The following is a 15,143-nucleotide window of genomic DNA, read 5'->3' on the forward strand; positions in this document are numbered from 1 at the left end:
CTCTTACTGTCCACTTCATTAAAACCTAGGCATGTCTGACAGCCTGAACGGTGTGACTCCATCGGAAAGATTGCTCTCCGAGCTGTGCCAGCGATCTTTTCTACGGCTTTGGAGCTATGCGAATCCTCACAAGGATGACGGGCACGAATTTTGTGACGTCATTGCAGTATTTGAGAATCATGTATTCATATTTTTTGATAGAGAAAAGGTCCTTCCGGAAATACTAGTAACCGACGATCCTATGATTCGTTGGAATCGCTGGAAGCGGGACGCGATCGATAGGCAGATTACAACTGCCAACGGCGCAGAACGATATATCAAGTCGGGACGAAGAATTTATCTTGATGCGAAAAAAACTAAACTACTCCCAGTTAAAATTGATTTGACAAAAGTTATTGTTCACAAAATCGTTGTTGCGCATGGCGCAGCCGAGGCTTGCAAGAATTTTTCTGACACTAACGTATATGGAAGCCTCGCCATTAGCTATCATGACATGACGCACGGCACGCCTCCTCCATTTCCTTTTATGGTAGCTTTAGATAAAGAAAGGCCCATCCATATCTTTGATACTCACAACCTACCGATAATTTTTCGAGAACTAGATACAGTTAAGGATTTCTCAGATTATTTGGATGCTAAAATTGAGGCGATACGAAAATACGATATGCTTACTTACTGTGGAGAGGAAGATCTTCTTGCTAATTATTGGATGAATTTGGATAAGAAAACAGGAAAGCATTTCGTGGGCGTGCCGGACGGTACCGTAAACGTTGTGATGATCGGCGAAGGAGAGTGGAAAGATCTGATCGATTTAGAGCAATACAAATCCACCAAAACAGCAAATCAAATATCGTATTTTTGGGATGACATCATTCAGAGGACTTGTGACAATTGGCTGAATGGCAGATTGCTCGGTGACGCCGATCTCTTGAGGCGGCCCAGTGCGATATTTGAAATGGCGAAAGAGCCCCGCTTTATGCGGAGAATCCTCGTAGAACACATTAAGGAGGCGATAGAGAATTTTCCCAAAACTGAACAACTCACAAGACATATGCGTTTCTTCAGGTCATTTTACAGCAAGACCGGCTATGTGTTCATTCAGGTGTGGATTCCACCGGAACTAAGAAAAGGTGAAATCGACGACCGCTCAATTCGTCGGGAGATGCTACGCATTGCGTGTGGTGCAGCCAAAAACAAATTCCCAGACTTGGAAATTGTTGTTGGAATTGCTATTGAGCCACCTCGAATGACAACTAGTATTGGTGAAGATTTTATTTGGATGGATTGCCGCGGTTGGACTGACAAAGATCGTGAAGAAATCTTGGACAGCAACCGTGCCTGGGGTTTCTTCGATACGGGTAAACTCCGGGAAGGGACACATACCGAGTTTGTGGCGCCCCAAACAAAGAGTGTCGCGCGAGCACGGCCCCGAAAGCCAGGCCGAAACGACCCATGTCCGTGCCGCTCAGGACTGAAGTTCAAGCGTTGCCATGGACGCTGAGAACGTCAGCGGTGAACTACTCGCTTTTCAGGAGCGACAGCCGCCTGAAGTAGCCCAGCGTCAGCGCAAAATGCGCGGGCGTTTCGAAAGCCCAAATCTATCGGGAACGGTTAGCTGCTACGCCCACGGATCCACCACCCCCACCCCCGCCGCCCTGAACGCGCTCCCATCCCGCGTTGCCACCGCAAACCCCCGAGCCACCGCAATCGCCGCGATATACCCATCCGGCGTCGGAAACCCCTCCCCCGCCGCCCTGGCCCGCACCGCACACGCCGCATAACACCGCGCCGCCGCCTCATCGAAGGGCAGGATGCGGCCGGCAAAATCCCCCACCACGCCCTCCACCGCCGCCGTCAGCATCTCCCGCCGCCGCCCCTCCGGCAGCGCGCCCACGCCGAACAGCAGCTCCGCCACCGTCACGCTCGCGATGAACAGCGTCTCCGCCGCCTGCGCGTCCAGCCAGGCCATCACCCGCGCATCCGGCGCCGGCTTCATCCCTTCCGACACCACATTGGTATCCAGCAGGATCATCCGAACCGCATCGGCTCCGCCGGCTGCCGCGCCCGAGCCTCCTCCAGCGCCTCGACATCCTCGTTGGTCAGCCCGATCCGCCGGCTCCGCTCCGCCATGGCCGACCCCAGCCGCACCCGATCCTTCGGCCGCACCGCCTCATCCAGGATCGCCCGCATCTCCGCCTCCGTGCTGCGCCCATGCCGCGCCGCGCGCAGCTTCAGCGCCCGATGCGTCTCCTCAGACAGGTTGCGGATGGTCACCGCAGACATGATGGCATCTCAGCAGAAATGATAGCGACGCCATCAACCTAGGCAAACCGCCATCACCCTTCAAGCACGGATCACACTTGAAAATCCGCTATTTTTCCTATTCAATACGCCGCATGACCCCACGCCCCCTCACCCCCCTCCAATTCTCCGCCCTCCTCCCCTACCTCCTCCCCCGCTCCCCCGCCGGCCGCCAGATCGGCGACCTCCGCGCCCGCATGGACGCCATATTCGCCCTCGCCTGCACCACCGCCCCCTGGCGCGCCATCCCGCCCGAACACGGCAACCCCAACACCATCGCCCGCTACTTCCGCCGCCTCACCCACGCCGGCCTGTGGGAAAAGCTGCTCGAGGCCCTCAAGGACAACGAACCTACCCACCCCCTCAACACCCTCGCCCCCCTCATCTTCCGCGCCTGCCGCCGCGCCGTCCGCCTGCGCGGCCTGAAGTTCATCGCCCTGATCCGCCGCCTCGGCTTCCTCCAGGCCCTGAACGGCCCCCCGTCCAAGCTCCCCGACCCCGATTTGTCCGAAATCATCCGCACGACCACGACATTGCCGCCGGTCCCCGCAACGAGGCCGCAATTCGACGCCTACCTGGCCCTCACCAGGGCACTCCGGCAGCTCCACCGCTGCGCCAGCGGGGTCAAGCACATCCCCCGCGTCATCCGCCTGGGCTGGTCATGACCCCCGCGCGCGCCGCTACGCCGGCTGCACCCCCGCCGCCCGCAGCACGCCCACCGACTGGTCCACCTCGCGCCGCAGGAACGCCCGCACCGCCTCGGGCGTATCGAAGCCCGGCCGCAGCTCCTCGCCCAGGGCCGCCAACCGCTCCCGGTTCTGCGCCAGCCCCGCCTGGAACGCCGCCGACAGCGCCGCCAGGATCGGCGCCGGGGTGCCCGCGGGGGCCAGGCACACCCGCCAGTTCTGGAACAGGAACCCCGGCAGCCCCGCCTCGGCCGAGGTCGGAACCTCCGGCATCAGCGCGCTGCGGTTGCCCACCGTCAGCGCCAGCGGCCGCATCGTCCCGGCCCGGATGTGCTCCAGGCTGGCGGAGGCCGACACGATCGTCATCTGCGCCTCCCCGCTCACCACCGCGAGTGCGGCCGGCGCTCCACCGCGGTAGTGCACCATCTCCATCTGCACCCCCGCCGTGGTGCGCAGGATCTCGGCGGCGATGTGCACCGGCCCCCCCACCCCGGTGGTCGCCATGTTCAGCCGCCCCGGCTGCGCCTTCATCAGCGCGATCAGCTCGGCCAGGCTGGTCGCCGGCACGCGGGGATTCACCAGCAGGATCAGGGAGGCAAACACCAGCACGCCAATGCCGGCAAAATCCGTCACCGGGTCATAGGGCAGCCGCGCCACCAGCGCGGGGCCGACAGCATGCCCGCTGTCATTGACCAGGATGGTGTGCCCGTCGGGTGCCGCCTTGGCCACCATGTCGGCGCCGATCGACCCGCCGGCGCCGGTGCGGTTCTCGACCACCAGCGGCTGGCCCAGAATGGCCTGGATGGGGTCGGACATCATGCGCGTGAGCACATCGGTCGGCCCACCGGCGCTGAACGGGACGATGGCGCGGATGGGTCGGCTCGGCCGCCAGCCGGCCTGCGCCCGGGCAACCCCCGGCAGTGCGAACATGGCGGTGGCGGCGGCAAGCGCCCGGCGGCGGACCAACATCGGCGTATCTCCCTGCGGCGGGTGCTCATCGGCGGCGCCCTGCCCGGCTTCGCCTATACGCAACCCGCCCGGGGAAGGCGAGGCCTGACCGACCCTTGCCCGTGCCTGCGGCGGCGCGGCACGGGGCCAGGCGGCGCGACGCGACGCGGGTGCCCGGCCCGTGGGGATGCGGCAGGTGGCCGGTCGCCCGCCGGTGGGCGGCCTGGGCCGGCCTTCAGCCGCCGCGCGCCTTGGCCTCGCCGGCCAGCAGCGCGCGCTTGCGCGGCACGCCCCAGCGGTAGCCGGTCAGGTCGCCATCCTTGCCGACCACGCGGTGGCAGGGCACCGCGATGGACACCTTGTTCTGCGCGCAGGCCCGCGCCACCGCCCGTGTCGCGCGCGGCTGCCCCATCGCCGCGGCCAGGCCAGAGTAGGTGCGCGTCTCGCCCAGCGGGATGGCGCGCAGGGCCTCCCACACCCGACGTTGGAACGCCGTGCCGCGCAGGTCGAGCGGCAGGTCCAGCGCCGCGCGGGGCTCGGCGACATAGGCCACCACCTGGCGCACCGCATCGGCCAGCGCGTCGGGCGCGTCCTCGATGGTGGCGCGGGGGAAGCGGGCCATGACGTCGCCGCGCAGCGCCGGTTCGTCCTCGCCGAAGCCGATGAAGCAGATGCCCGCGGCGGTCGCGCCGACCATCAGGGGGCCGAGCGCGGACGGCGCCAGCGCCACGCGGATCACCTCCCCCGCACCGCCGCGGCGGGCCGCCCCCGGTGTCATGCCCAGCACGCGGCCGGGTGCCTCGTACACCCGGCTTTCGGAGCCGAAGCCGGCCTCGGCCACCGCATCGGCCACGCGCGCGCCGTCGGCCAGCGCGGCGGACAGGCGGCGGGCGCGGACGCTCTCGGCATACGACCGCGGCGTGACGCCGGTGACATCGCGGAACAGCCGCAGGAAGTGGTGGCGGGCATACCCCGCGCGATCGGCCAGCGCAGCGAGGGACGGAATGGCCTCCGCTGCCTCGATCATCGCGCAGGCGGCGCGGATGGCGGCGGCATGGATGGCGGCGCGCTCGCCCTTCGGGTCGCACCGCTTGCAGGCCCGGAAGCCCGCCGCCTCGGCCGCCGCGGCATCGCAGAAGAAGCGCGTGTTGCGCCTGAGCGGCGGGCGCGACGGGCAGCCCGGCCGGCAGAACACCCCCTGCGTCGCCACCGCGTACAGGAAGGCGTCGGACGGCGTGCGGGCCAGCACCGCGGCCCAGCGTTCGGCGTCAGGATCGGCATGGGTGTCGGGCATGGCGGGTGTGTCGCATGGGTCGCGGCCGGGGTGCCATCCGCGCGTTGCGCCGGCGCAAGGGCAGTTTTCTCGCGCCCGCAATGCTTTCCAGAATATGAATTTCCCTCCCAATATGTATATGGGTTGCGGAACGATGCATTGGCTGGGCCCTTGGTCGGCCGGCGAACCGCAGGGGTGCTGCTCATGTCCTGGTCCCAGTCTGGAACGCCGACCGATGGCCCCACGCCGGCCGCCGATACCTTCACCGGCAGCAGCGAGGACGATTTCGGCGCCGATGGCGGGCTCGGCGATGACAGCCTGGTCGGCAATGAGGGCCGCGACGAACTGATCGGCGGGCTCGGCTCGGATACCATCGAGGGCGGCGGCGGCCTCGACTTCATCTATGGCGGCGAGACCGGCGACACCGGCGAACTCGACCCCGGCAACCTGCTGACCGACACGCTCGACGGCGCCTGGATCTTCGGCGCCGCGGGCAACGACACCATCGAGATGACGCTCGCCGGCACCTTCGTGCCGGAACTCGACGTGCCCAACGCCCGCATCTTCGCCTATGCCGGCAACGACCTGGTGCAACTCAGCGGCAACGCCGCCGGCTTCGACCCCGACGTCTATGGCGGCACCAACGACGACACGCTGGTCGGCACCGATGCCTTCTCCTCGCTGTACGGGGAGAGCGAGAATGACAGCCTGGTCGGCGGCTCCGCCGGGGAAGTGCTGTCGGGCGGCGAGAACGACGACATCGTCGATGGCGGCGGCGGCAACGACACCATCTACGGCGACGATGTCCTCGGCACCGGGGACGGCAATGACAGCCTGAGCGGCGGTGCCGGCAACGACATCATCGACGGCGGCGCCGGCGACGACACCATCAACGGCGCCGGCCTCGGCTGGGATTCGATGATCGGCGGCGAGGGCATCAACACCCTCGATTTCTCCACCGCGACCGCCGGGGTCGCCTTCCACCTGGCGCAGCGGGAAGTCTACGAGGACGGCAACCCGACCACCGACTGGCCCGACACGGTCGATGGCCTCGGCAATCCGATCAAGGACCCCGAATACATCGAGGGCTTCACCGTCGCCTACGGCTCCCAGCTCAGCGACGGCTTCATGGCCGGCTCCGAGGACGGCGACAGCATCTTCGGCCAGGGCGGCGACGACCGGATCTTCGGCAATACCGGCGACGACACGCTCGATGGCGGCAACGACGACGACTACCTGGTCGGCGAGGAAGGCAACGACCTGGCCCTTGGCGGCGATGGCGACGACACGCTGGTGGGCGGGCGCGGCGACCTCAACACCACCAACCCCGAGCCCGAGGGCGGCGACCCGGACGGCTTCGACACCCTCTCGGGCGGCACCGGGGAAGACCTGCTGTTCGGCCAGGAAGGCGACGACAGCCTGGATGGCGGCCTCGGGCTCGACACGCTGGACGCCGGCACCGGCAACGACATCATCGAGGGCGGCGATTCGATCGAATTCGGCGAGGAGGGCAACGTCGTCGCGATCCTGCGCGAATCCGACCTGGTGACCTACCAGGGCGCCAGCGAGGCGATCTCCTTCAGCCTCACCGACGGCAATGGCCTGGTGCAGGTCGGCGGCAGCGAGACCGACGAGCTGCGCAACATCGAGCAGGTGGTCGGAACCGACCTCGGCGACACCATGGAGATGTTCTGGGGCGCGCCCGAGACCATCGACATCCTGATGGAAGGCGGCGCCGGCGACGATGCCATCAACCTGGTCGGCGATGCCGCCGCGGTGCTGGACGGCGGCACCGGCGACGACACCATCAACGGCGGCAACGGCAACGACACCATCCTGGGTGGCGAGGGCAATGATTCCGTCTATGGCGGCGCCGGCAACGACAGCATCCTGGCGACGCCGGGCCGCGACACCATCGAGGCCGGCACCGGCAACGACGTCATCGACACGGGCGACGAGGACGACCTCGTCATCTGGCGCAGCGGCGACGGCTCGGACGTCGTCCAGATGGGCGGCGGCAGCGACACGCTGCAGCTCCAGGGCTGGCAGGACGACTGGACCATCGACAGTGCCGACACGGTCGGCGGCAACTACATCCTCACCTACAATGGTCTGGGCGGCGGCACGCTGACGGTGGCGGGCGTCGAGCACATCACCTGCTTCGCCGAGGGCACCCGCATCCTGACACCGCGCGGCGAGGTGCCGGTCGAGACGCTGCGCGCCGGCGACCTGGTGGTGGCGGGCGCCGGCTTCAGGCCGCTGCGCTGGGTCGGGCGCACGCGCGTCGATCTCGCGCGGCACCGTGCGAAGGAGAAGGTCGCGCCGATCCTGCTGCGGGCCGGCGCGCTGGGGGCCGGCGTGCCGCATCGCGACCTGCGCGTCAGCCCCGAGCACGCCTTCCTGCTGGGCGGCCGCTTGGTGCCGGCGCATCTGCTGGTGAACGGCACCACCATCGTGCAGGAGGCCTGGCAGCGCGCGCTGACCTACTGGCACCTGGAGCTGGATGTGCATGGCGTGGTGGTGGCGGAGGGGACGCTCGCGGAATCCTACTTCGACGACGGCAATCGCCACCTGTTCGACAATGCCGTGGTCGCGCTGCACGCCGATTTCGGCGCCGGCCGGCCGGGCGGGCGGTATGCGACGCAGGCCTGCGCGCCGCCGGTGTTCTCGCGGGACGACCCGGCGCTGCCGGCGATCCTGGCGGCGCTGCCGGCGCCGGGGGCCGTGGCCAGGCGCGCCTGACGGGCGCGCTCAGGTCGCGTCGCGCGTGACGGGCGCGCTCAGGTCGCGTCGCCCTCCGCCTTGCGGCGCAGCTCGCGCAGCCGCGCCGCGCCGCCGCGCAGGCGGGGGTGCAGGGCCAGCGCCGCCTCCATGCTGCGCAGCGCGGCGCGCGGGTCGTTCGCTTCCTCCTGCAGCATCGACAGCGTCATCAGCGCGCCGAAGTGCCGCGGCTCCAGGCGCAGGGCCTCCTGCAGGTCGCGCGCGGCCGAGGCCGGGTCGCCCAGCGCGGCGAAGGCCTGCGCGCGTTGGTGCCAGGCCTCGGCGCTGCCGGGGCTGAGCACGATGGCGGCGTCGAAATCCTCCAGCGCCTCGTCATGCGTGCGCGCGGCCAGGTTGCGCGCGCCACGGCGCAGCAGCAGCACGGTGGCGGGCGAGGCCTGCTCCACCCACAGCGCGCGGATGCGCCCTTCCATCATGGTCGCGACGGCGTCGTCGGGCGCGGTCTTCAGCCCGTCGAACAGGCTGTCGAGCTCGGCGCGCCGGCCTTCCTGCGCGCGGTTGGGCGCCGGGGCGGATTGGGCGAGGGCCGGCGCGGGAGCCAGCAGCAGCAGGGCAAGGAATGCGGCGCGCATGGCGCCATGTTCCGCCCTCCGGGGGGCGCGGGGCAAGCATGGCGTTGTCATGTCAGGCTGAGGATGGTCATGCCGAGCACGACCGCAAGCCTGGCGGGCCCCGCCCAGCGCGGATCGGCCCCGGGCCGGCCCGCCGCGCGCCAGACGCCCACCGCCGCCACCAGGTTGTAGGGCACCGACAGCGCATAGCCGATGATGAAGGCCGCCAGCGTCTGCCCCGCCATCAGCAGCCAGAGGAAGCCGATGGTGGTCGACACGTTCACCAGCAGCCCGCCCAGCACCGCCCAGCTCCAGAAGGCCGCGGGCAGCGGCAGGTCGCCGCGCCACAGGCGGGCGATCGGCGCGTCCCGCCAGCGGTGCGCGGCAGTATCCCGCCCGCGGCGCGCGGCACGATCGCGCCCGCGGCGCGCGGCGGTCATCCCACGGCGCGGGCGCGCGCCACGGCCGGGGGCTCCGGCCCGCCGGCCATCCAGTCGAGCAGTTCGACCGTATGCACCGCGGGCATGGCGCCGTCGCCGAGCTGCGTCAGGCAGCCGATGTTCCCGGCCGCGATCAGCGCCGCCCCGGTGCGCGCGATGGCCGCCTGCTTGCGCGCCTTCAACTGCCCGGCGATCCCGGGCTGCAGGATGTTGTAGGTGCCGGCCGACCCGCAGCAGATATGGCCCTCGGCCGGTTCGCGCACGACGAAGCCGGCGGCCTTGAGCAGCGCCTTGGGCTCGGCGGTGATCTTCTGCCCATGCTGGAGCGAGCAGGCGGCGTGGTAGGCGACCGTGATCCCCGGCGCGGCGCGCGTGGGGGCGTAGCCGAAGCGGGTCAGCACCTCGGTGATGTCGGCCGACAGCGCGGCGATGCGTGCGGCGGCGTCGCGTTCCGGCGCGTCGCGGAACATGTGGCCGTAGTCCTTCAGCGTGGTGCCGCAGCCCGAGGCATTCACCACGATCGCGTCCAGCCCCTCGCCCTGCACCTCGGCCATCCAGGCGGCGATATTGGCGCGCGCGGCGCGCATCGCCGGATCATGGTTGCCCATGTGATGGTCGAGCGCGCCGCAGCAGCCCTGGCCCTTCGTGACCACCACCTCGATGCCCATGCGGGTCAGCAGGCGGATGGTGGCCTCGTTGATGGATGGTGCCAGCACCTGCTGCGCGCAGCCCATCAGGATGCCCACGCGCGCGCGGCGTTCGCCCTGCGCCGGATGCACCCGCGGGCGTTCGATGGCCGATGGCGAGGGCACCGCTGCCGGGGCCAGGCGCAGCATGGCGCGCAGGCGCTGCGCGGTCATCGACGCCCCCGGCACCAGCCGCGCGAAGGGCCGCGCCAGCGTGGCCCCCACCAGCGCCAGGCGGAAGCGCCCCGGATGCGGCAGCACCATCGACAGCACGCGGCGCAGCGCGCGCTCGGGCCAGGGGCGCCGATAGGTCTGTTCGATATACGCCCGCGCATGGTCGACCAGGTGCATGTAGTGCACGCCCGAGGGGCAGGTGGTCATGCAGGACAGGCAGGACAGGCAGCGGTCGACATGGCGCACCACCTGCTCGGTGGCGGGCTTGCCGCCTTCCAGCATGTCCTTGATCAGGTAGATGCGCCCGCGCGGGCTGTCGAGCTCGTCGCCCAGCAGCAGGAAGGTCGGGCAGGTCGCGGTGCACATGCCGCAATGCACGCAGGTGCGCAGGATGCGGTTGCTCTCGGCGGTGTCGGGGTCGGCCAGTTGCGCGGCCGAGAAGCTGGTCTGCATCCGGCAAATCTAGGCGAGCCCGCCGCTTCCCGCCAGCGACGGGTGGCTTGTCCGCCCCGCCCGCCGGTTCCTATGCTTGGCGCCCGAGGGGATTGCACCATGACCACCATGCTTGTCGAACTTGCCGCGGCCAGCATGGCGGGCTTCACGCTGGTGGTCTTCGCCGTGCAGTTCGCCGCGCGGGAGCTGGGCTGCTGGCTGGCGGCGCGGCGCCTCGCGCGCGGGGATGCGCCCAGCGAGGGCGTGGGCGTGGTGGTGGCGGGGATGCTCGGGCTGCTCGGCTTCGTGCTGGCGCTGACGCTGTCCTTCGCCAATACGCGCTACCAGGAACGCCGCGACGCGACGCTGGCGGAAGCGAACGCCATCGGCACCGCCTGGCTGCGCGCCGAGGCGATCGACCACCCGCGCAGCGCCGAGATCGCCCGGCTGCTGGTGGACTATACGAAGCTGCGCGCCGACTTCGTGCGCGTCGGGCTGGACGCCGCCGCGATCGAGGAGCTGAACCGCCGCAGCAATGCCGCGCAGTCGGTCATCTGGGGGCACATGGCCGGGCTGGTGCGCGAACGACCGGACCCGATCATCGCGGCGCTGCAGGCCTCCCTGAACGACACCTTCGACAGCGCGACCTCGCAGCGATTCGCCTTCGCGGCGCGCCTGCCGCCGCAGCTGGCGTGGCTGCTGCTGGGGATGGCGACGCTGGGGATGGCGGGGCTCGGCTACCAGCTCGGCCAGCGCGGCCGCCCGCTGCGCGTGCTGTCGACCCTGCTGGTGGCGATGTGGACGGCGATCCTGGTGGTGATCCTGGACCTGGGGTCGGCGCGGATCGGCAATATCCGCACCAGTACCGCCGTGTATGACTGGACCGTCCAGGGGTTCGAGGGCGGCGTCAGCGTGCCGGCCCTGCCCGCATCGCGCTGACGCACCCTCGCCGCGCGGGGCGGCGCATGCTAACCGCTGACTGAGAATGGCTCGCAGCGTCACCCTGGACGCGGCGCCAGCTCCGACCCCGCCGGCGTGCCGGCGCCGCGCGCCCGCCTGGGCCTGGGGATCGCTGCTGGCGGCCGCGCTGATCACCGCCCCACTGGTCGCGGTGCTGGTCACGGCGGCGGTACGCCCTGGCGCGGGCTTCGTCCATATCGCCACCACCACCCTGCCCGGGATGCTGGGCAACTCCGCGCTGCTGGTGCTGCTGGTGGCGCTGATGGCGGGGTCGGCCGGGGCGGTCTCGGCCTGGATCGTGGCGACCTGCGACTTCCGCGGCCGGCGCGTGCTGGAGGTGGCGCTGCTGCTGCCGCTGGCGATGCCGGCCTACCTCAATGGCTATGTCTACACCTGGCTGCTGGACGTGGCGGGGCCGCTGCAGCAGGCGCTGCGCGATGCCACCGGGCTGCGCTATGGCGAGTACTGGGCGCCCGAAATCCGGTCCCTGCCCGGGGCCGCGCTGATGCTGTCGATGGTGCTGTATCCCTACGTTTACCTGATGTGCCGCGCCGCCTTCCTGCAACAGAGCGTGTGCCTGCTGGAGGCGTCGCGCACGCTGGGGCACGGCTTGCCGCGCACCTTCCTGCATGTCGCGCTGCCGCTGGCGCGCCCGGCACTGGCGGGCGGCATCGCGCTGGCGCTGATGGAGACGCTGGCGGATTTCGGCACGGTGCAGCATTTCGGCGTCCGCACCTTCACCACCGGCATCTATGAAGCCTGGTTCGGCATGGATGACCGGGGGGCTGCGGCGCAGCTGGCGGTCGGGCTGCTGGGATGCGTGTTCCTGCTGCTGGGGCTCGAACGCATCTCGCGCGGCGGGCGGCGCTTCCACCCGACCACGACGCGCCACCCGCCGCTGCGCCCGGTGATGCTGCGCGGCTGGAAGCAGGCGGGCGCGCAACTGGCCTGCGCGATGCCGGTGGTGCTGGGCTTCGCCATCCCCGCCGGGGCGCTGGCCTGGCTGGCCGCCACCGCGGGCGACCCGCTGGATCCGCGCCGCTTCCTGCCCTTCGCGCTGAACTCCCTGACGCTGTCGGCCATCACGGCGGCGATCGCGGTGGCCATGGCGGCGGCCATGGCCTGGGCGGCGCGGCTGCATCCTTCGCCCGCGCGCGCCTTCGCCAACCGGGTGGCGGCGCTGGGCTACGCGCTGCCGGGGTCGGTGATCGCGGTGGGCACGCTGGTGCCCTTCGGGATCTTCGACAATGCGCTGGATGCCTGGATGCGCGAGCACTTCGGCGTGTCCACCGGGTTGCTGCTGTCGGGCACCATGGTGGCGCTGGTGTTTGCGTATCTCGTGCGGTTCCTGGCGGTCGCACTGTCGGCGGTGGAATCGGGGCTGGCGCGGCTGAAGCCGTCCTTCTTCGCCGCCGCGCGGGTGCTCGGGCGCACGCCCGGCCAGGCGGTGCGGGAGGTGGAGCTGCCGCTGGCGCGCGGGGCGCTGCTGACCGCCGGCGTGCTGGTGTTTGTCGACACCATGAAGGAATTGCCGGCGACGCTGATCGTGCGGCCCTTCGACCTCGATACGCTGGCCGTGCGCATCTACAACCTGGCGTCGGATGAGCGGCTGGCTGAGGCATCGACCGCCGCGCTGCTGATCGTGCTGGCGGGGCTGCTGCCGGTGGCGGCACTCACGCGGGCGATGCGCCGGGCGGAGTGACGCGGCGCGGCGCGAGTTCCGCGGCCAGCAGGTCGAACACGGTGCGCACGCGCCGGCTGGTGTGCAGGTCACGATGCGTGGCGAGCCACATCGGGAAGGTGATCGGCGGCGCGTCCGGCAGCACGCGGCGCACCAGGGGCTCGGCGTCGCCCACCGCCTCGGTGATCAGGCCGATGCCAGCCCCGCGCTTGACGAATTCCCACTGCACCAGGTGGCTGTCGGTCACCACCGGGAAGTTCTGGCGCGTCACCGGCGCGCCCATCGCGCGCAGCCCATCCATCAGCATGTCGTTGTCGGCGAAGCCGAGGAAGGTGGCGCCCGCCAGGTCGGCCATGCTGCGCGGCCGGCCGAGCGCCGCGATCACCGCCGGCGTGGCATAGGGCCGCGCCGCATCGTCGCGCAGGTGCCGCGCGATCACCTCGGGCTGGGTCGAGGCGAAGTTCCGGATGGCGATGTCGGCCTCGCGCCGCAGCAGGTCGGTGGGGTGGTTGGTGGCGACGACCTCCACCGCGATCCCCGGATGCGCCGCGCGCAGCGTCGCGATGACCGGCGGCAGCAGGAAGGCGGAATAGACCTCGCTCGCGGTGATGCGGATCAGCCCCTCGATCACCTGCGACCGGCCGGCCGCGGCCAGCGCGACACGCTCCGCCGCCGCCCCCATGGCGCGCAGGTGATCGACCAGGTCGGCCCCGCCCGGCGTCAGCACCAGCCCGCGCCCGGCGCGTTCGACCAGCGCCAGGCCCAACTGCGCCTCCAGCGCCGCGACCTGGCGGCCGATGGTGGGCTGGGTCAGCCCCAGCACGCGCGCGGCGGCCGAGAGCGAGCCTTCCTCGGCCAGCGCCAGGAAGGCGCGCGCGCAGGTCCAGTCGAAGGTCACGGAGCGCCAATCCATGCATAATCGTATGCCTGAACGACAAGTTTCCGCAATTACGCCTTCGAATCCGCATGGATAGGAAGGGCGCCGAACCCGCTGGAGACCCCCATGAAAGCCGCCATCCGCCGCCGCTACGGCCCGCCCGAGGTGCTCGAACTGGCCGAGGTCGCGACCCCGGCACCCGGGCCCCACGAGGTCCGCGTGCGGGTCGCCGCCAGCAGCGTCACCTCCGGCGATGCGCGGCTGCGCGGCTGCACCGATGCCGGAATCTTCTGGCTGCCGATCCGCCTGATCTTCGGCCTGCGCCGCCCGCGCCGGCCGATCGCGGGGATGGAATTCGCCGGGCGCGTGGATGCCATCGGCCCGGGCGTGACCAGGCTGCGCCCTGGCGACGCGGTCTTCGGCATGACATCGGGCAGCGGCGCCAATGCCGAATACCTGACGATCCGCGAGGATGCCGCCATCGCCGCCATGCCCGCGCGCCTGAGCGCGGCCGAGGCCGCCGCGGTGCCTTTCGGTGCGCTCTCGGCGCTGGAATTCCTGCGTGACGTGGCGCGGCTGCGCGAAGGCGAGCGCATCCTGGTGCATGGCGCGAGTGGCGGCGTGGGCGTCTTCGCCGTGCAACTCGCCCGGCATTTCGGCGCGCATGTCACCGCCGTGTGCAGCGCGGCCAATGCCGCCCTGGTGCGCGGGCTGGGCGCGCATGACGTGATCGACTACGCCGCCGCCGACTTCACGGCGGGGAATGCAACCTACGACGTCATCCTCGACGTGGTCGGCGGCACCGATCCGGCGCGCTGCCGGCGCGTGCTGGCGCCGGGCGGGCGGCATGTCTTCGTCGCCTTCGGGCTGCGCGAGATGCTGTGGATGCTCGGCACCTGGCTGGGCGGCGGGCGGCGCGTGGTCTGCGGCACCTCGGGCGCGCGGCGGCAGGACCTCGACTGGATCGCCGAGCGGCTCGGCTCGGGCGCGCTGCGTCCGGTGATCGACCGGCGCTTCGGCCTTGCCGACATCATCGCCGCGCATCGCCATGTCGAGACCGGGCGCAAGCGCGGCAGCGTGGTGATCGAGGTGGCGGCGCCGGGCTGATGCCATCGGTCGAATTCGTCGACCGATGGTATCAGTCTTTTGGTGCCCTCAGTCGCGTCGTGCCGAAGGCACGCCTTTGGCGTGACGCGCAAACCTGCGGTTTGCTTGGCTTCGCCGGACTGCCCGGCGGGCCGCATCCGCGGCCTCGGCACGGGTCAAACGCGCGTGCCGTTGGCATGAGGCGCGCGCCGATACGTTTCGGCACAGGCCCTGCCCTTGTGGGCTGGTCGCGCGGACCCAAAAGCA

Annotated in this window: 14 protein-coding genes; 6 read left to right on the forward strand and 8 right to left on the reverse strand. The window is 69.8% G+C overall.

Translation table 11 applies throughout. The features are described 5' to 3' along the window. Nucleotides 1-31 precede the first annotated feature (31 nt). Nucleotides 32-1,501: an SEC-C domain-containing protein gene (locus LQ222_RS26305; protein ID WP_305800019.1), complete on the forward strand. Its 1,470-nt coding sequence runs from the start codon at nucleotides 32-34 to the stop codon at nucleotides 1,499-1,501. 117 nt (nucleotides 1,502-1,618) lie between these two features. Here LQ222_RS26305 and LQ222_RS15535 read toward each other — a convergent pair whose 3' ends face one another. Beyond that, nucleotides 1,619-2,032 carry a type II toxin-antitoxin system VapC family toxin gene (locus tag LQ222_RS15535; RefSeq protein WP_230167740.1) on the reverse strand — a complete coding sequence of 138 codons (414 nt, stop codon included), beginning with the start codon at nucleotides 2,030-2,032 and terminating at the stop codon, nucleotides 1,619-1,621. After that, complete coding sequence (locus tag LQ222_RS15540; protein ID WP_230167741.1) at nucleotides 2,029-2,283, reverse strand: FitA-like ribbon-helix-helix domain-containing protein; 255 nt, start codon at nucleotides 2,281-2,283, stop codon at nucleotides 2,029-2,031. Before LQ222_RS15540 ends, LQ222_RS15535 begins: the two co-directional genes overlap by 4 nt. Nucleotides 2,284-2,396: 113 nt before the next feature. Here LQ222_RS15540 and LQ222_RS15545 point away from each other — a divergent pair, with 113 nt between their 5' ends. Then, nucleotides 2,397-2,966 carry a transposase gene (locus LQ222_RS15545; RefSeq protein WP_230167785.1) on the forward strand — a complete coding sequence of 190 codons (570 nt, stop codon included), beginning with the start codon at nucleotides 2,397-2,399 and terminating at the stop codon, nucleotides 2,964-2,966. 15 nt (nucleotides 2,967-2,981) lie between these two features. Here the strand turns inward: LQ222_RS15545 and LQ222_RS15550 are convergent, their stop codons facing one another. After that, nucleotides 2,982-3,956 (reverse strand): tripartite tricarboxylate transporter substrate binding protein, encoded by a 975-nt coding sequence (locus tag LQ222_RS15550; RefSeq protein WP_230167742.1) that lies wholly within the window; start codon nucleotides 3,954-3,956, stop codon nucleotides 2,982-2,984. A gap of 214 nt (nucleotides 3,957-4,170) precedes the next feature. Continuing rightward, the gene (gene ada, locus LQ222_RS15555; RefSeq protein ID WP_256444036.1) at nucleotides 4,171-5,229 is read right to left on the reverse strand and encodes a bifunctional DNA-binding transcriptional regulator/O6-methylguanine-DNA methyltransferase Ada; all 1,059 of its coding nucleotides are present in this window, start codon (nucleotides 5,227-5,229) and stop codon (nucleotides 4,171-4,173) included. 183 nt (nucleotides 5,230-5,412) lie between these two features. Here ada and LQ222_RS15560 point away from each other — a divergent pair, with 183 nt between their 5' ends. Next, nucleotides 5,413-7,950, forward strand: a complete 2,538-nt coding sequence (locus LQ222_RS15560; RefSeq protein WP_230167743.1) for a Hint domain-containing protein — start codon at nucleotides 5,413-5,415, stop codon at nucleotides 7,948-7,950. 38 nt (nucleotides 7,951-7,988) lie between these two features. Here LQ222_RS15560 and LQ222_RS15565 read toward each other — a convergent pair whose 3' ends face one another. The 3 genes from LQ222_RS15565 to glcF are packed head-to-tail and all read right to left on the reverse strand — an operon-like array spanning nucleotide 7,989 to nucleotide 10,293. Beyond that, nucleotides 7,989-8,561, reverse strand: a complete 573-nt coding sequence (locus LQ222_RS15565; protein WP_230167744.1) for a tetratricopeptide repeat protein — start codon at nucleotides 8,559-8,561, stop codon at nucleotides 7,989-7,991. Nucleotides 8,562-8,608: 47 nt separating this feature from the next. Further along, nucleotides 8,609-8,980, reverse strand: coding sequence for a hypothetical protein (locus LQ222_RS15570; protein WP_230167745.1), 372 nt, complete (start codon nucleotides 8,978-8,980; stop codon nucleotides 8,609-8,611). Continuing rightward, on the reverse strand, nucleotides 8,977-10,293 hold the full coding sequence (gene glcF / locus LQ222_RS15575; RefSeq protein ID WP_230167746.1) for a glycolate oxidase subunit GlcF: 1,317 nt from the start codon (nucleotides 10,291-10,293) through the stop codon (nucleotides 8,977-8,979). Before glcF ends, LQ222_RS15570 begins: the two co-directional genes overlap by 4 nt. A 99-nt stretch (nucleotides 10,294-10,392) precedes the next feature. On the opposite strand from glcF, the gene LQ222_RS15580 reads away from it, so the two are divergent. Both LQ222_RS15580 and LQ222_RS15585 read left to right on the forward strand, forming a co-directional pair. Further along, nucleotides 10,393-11,211 (forward strand): hypothetical protein, encoded by an 819-nt coding sequence (locus LQ222_RS15580; protein WP_230167747.1) that lies wholly within the window; start codon nucleotides 10,393-10,395, stop codon nucleotides 11,209-11,211. A gap of 46 nt (nucleotides 11,212-11,257) precedes the next feature. Next, nucleotides 11,258-12,934 (forward strand): iron ABC transporter permease, encoded by a 1,677-nt coding sequence (locus LQ222_RS15585; protein WP_230167748.1) that lies wholly within the window; start codon nucleotides 11,258-11,260, stop codon nucleotides 12,932-12,934. On the opposite strand, the gene LQ222_RS15590 is transcribed toward LQ222_RS15585, so the two are convergent. Further along, nucleotides 12,906-13,826: a LysR family transcriptional regulator gene (locus LQ222_RS15590; RefSeq protein ID WP_230167749.1), complete on the reverse strand. Its 921-nt coding sequence runs from the start codon at nucleotides 13,824-13,826 to the stop codon at nucleotides 12,906-12,908. The genes LQ222_RS15585 and LQ222_RS15590 overlap by 29 nt on opposite strands. A 90-nt stretch (nucleotides 13,827-13,916) precedes the next feature. Here LQ222_RS15590 and LQ222_RS15595 point away from each other — a divergent pair, with 90 nt between their 5' ends. Beyond that, on the forward strand, nucleotides 13,917-14,897 hold the full coding sequence (locus LQ222_RS15595) for an NAD(P)-dependent alcohol dehydrogenase (RefSeq protein WP_230167750.1): 981 nt from the start codon (nucleotides 13,917-13,919) through the stop codon (nucleotides 14,895-14,897). Nucleotides 14,898-15,143 lie beyond the last annotated feature (246 nt).

Source organism: Roseomonas sp. CECT 9278 (genome assembly GCF_918698155.1).
Taxonomy (GTDB): domain Bacteria; phylum Pseudomonadota; class Alphaproteobacteria; order Acetobacterales; family Acetobacteraceae; genus Neoroseomonas.

What these genes read in the sequence shown, in the direction of transcription:
- LQ222_RS26305 (WP_305800019.1), top strand. Translation starts at nt 32, where the DNA reads ATGTCTGACAGCCTGAACGGTGTGACTCCATCGGAAAGATTGCTCTCC.
- LQ222_RS15535 (WP_230167740.1), bottom strand. Translation starts at nt 2,032, where the DNA reads ATGATCCTGCTGGATACCAATGTGGTGTCGGAAGGGATGAAGCCGGCG.
- LQ222_RS15540 (WP_230167741.1), bottom strand. Translation starts at nt 2,283, where the DNA reads ATGTCTGCGGTGACCATCCGCAACCTGTCTGAGGAGACGCATCGGGCG.
- LQ222_RS15545 (WP_230167785.1), top strand. Translation starts at nt 2,397, where the DNA reads ATGACCCCACGCCCCCTCACCCCCCTCCAATTCTCCGCCCTCCTCCCC.
- LQ222_RS15550 (WP_230167742.1), bottom strand. Translation starts at nt 3,956, where the DNA reads ATGTTGGTCCGCCGCCGGGCGCTTGCCGCCGCCACCGCCATGTTCGCA.
- ada (WP_256444036.1), bottom strand. Translation starts at nt 5,229, where the DNA reads ATGCCCGACACCCATGCCGATCCTGACGCCGAACGCTGGGCCGCGGTG.
- LQ222_RS15560 (WP_230167743.1), top strand. Translation starts at nt 5,413, where the DNA reads ATGTCCTGGTCCCAGTCTGGAACGCCGACCGATGGCCCCACGCCGGCC.
- LQ222_RS15565 (WP_230167744.1), bottom strand. Translation starts at nt 8,561, where the DNA reads ATGCGCGCCGCATTCCTTGCCCTGCTGCTGCTGGCTCCCGCGCCGGCC.
- LQ222_RS15570 (WP_230167745.1), bottom strand. Translation starts at nt 8,980, where the DNA reads ATGACCGCCGCGCGCCGCGGGCGCGATCGTGCCGCGCGCCGCGGGCGG.
- glcF (WP_230167746.1), bottom strand. Translation starts at nt 10,293, where the DNA reads ATGCAGACCAGCTTCTCGGCCGCGCAACTGGCCGACCCCGACACCGCC.
- LQ222_RS15580 (WP_230167747.1), top strand. Translation starts at nt 10,393, where the DNA reads ATGACCACCATGCTTGTCGAACTTGCCGCGGCCAGCATGGCGGGCTTC.
- LQ222_RS15585 (WP_230167748.1), top strand. Translation starts at nt 11,258, where the DNA reads ATGGCTCGCAGCGTCACCCTGGACGCGGCGCCAGCTCCGACCCCGCCG.
- LQ222_RS15590 (WP_230167749.1), bottom strand. Translation starts at nt 13,826, where the DNA reads ATGGATTGGCGCTCCGTGACCTTCGACTGGACCTGCGCGCGCGCCTTC.
- LQ222_RS15595 (WP_230167750.1), top strand. Translation starts at nt 13,917, where the DNA reads ATGAAAGCCGCCATCCGCCGCCGCTACGGCCCGCCCGAGGTGCTCGAA.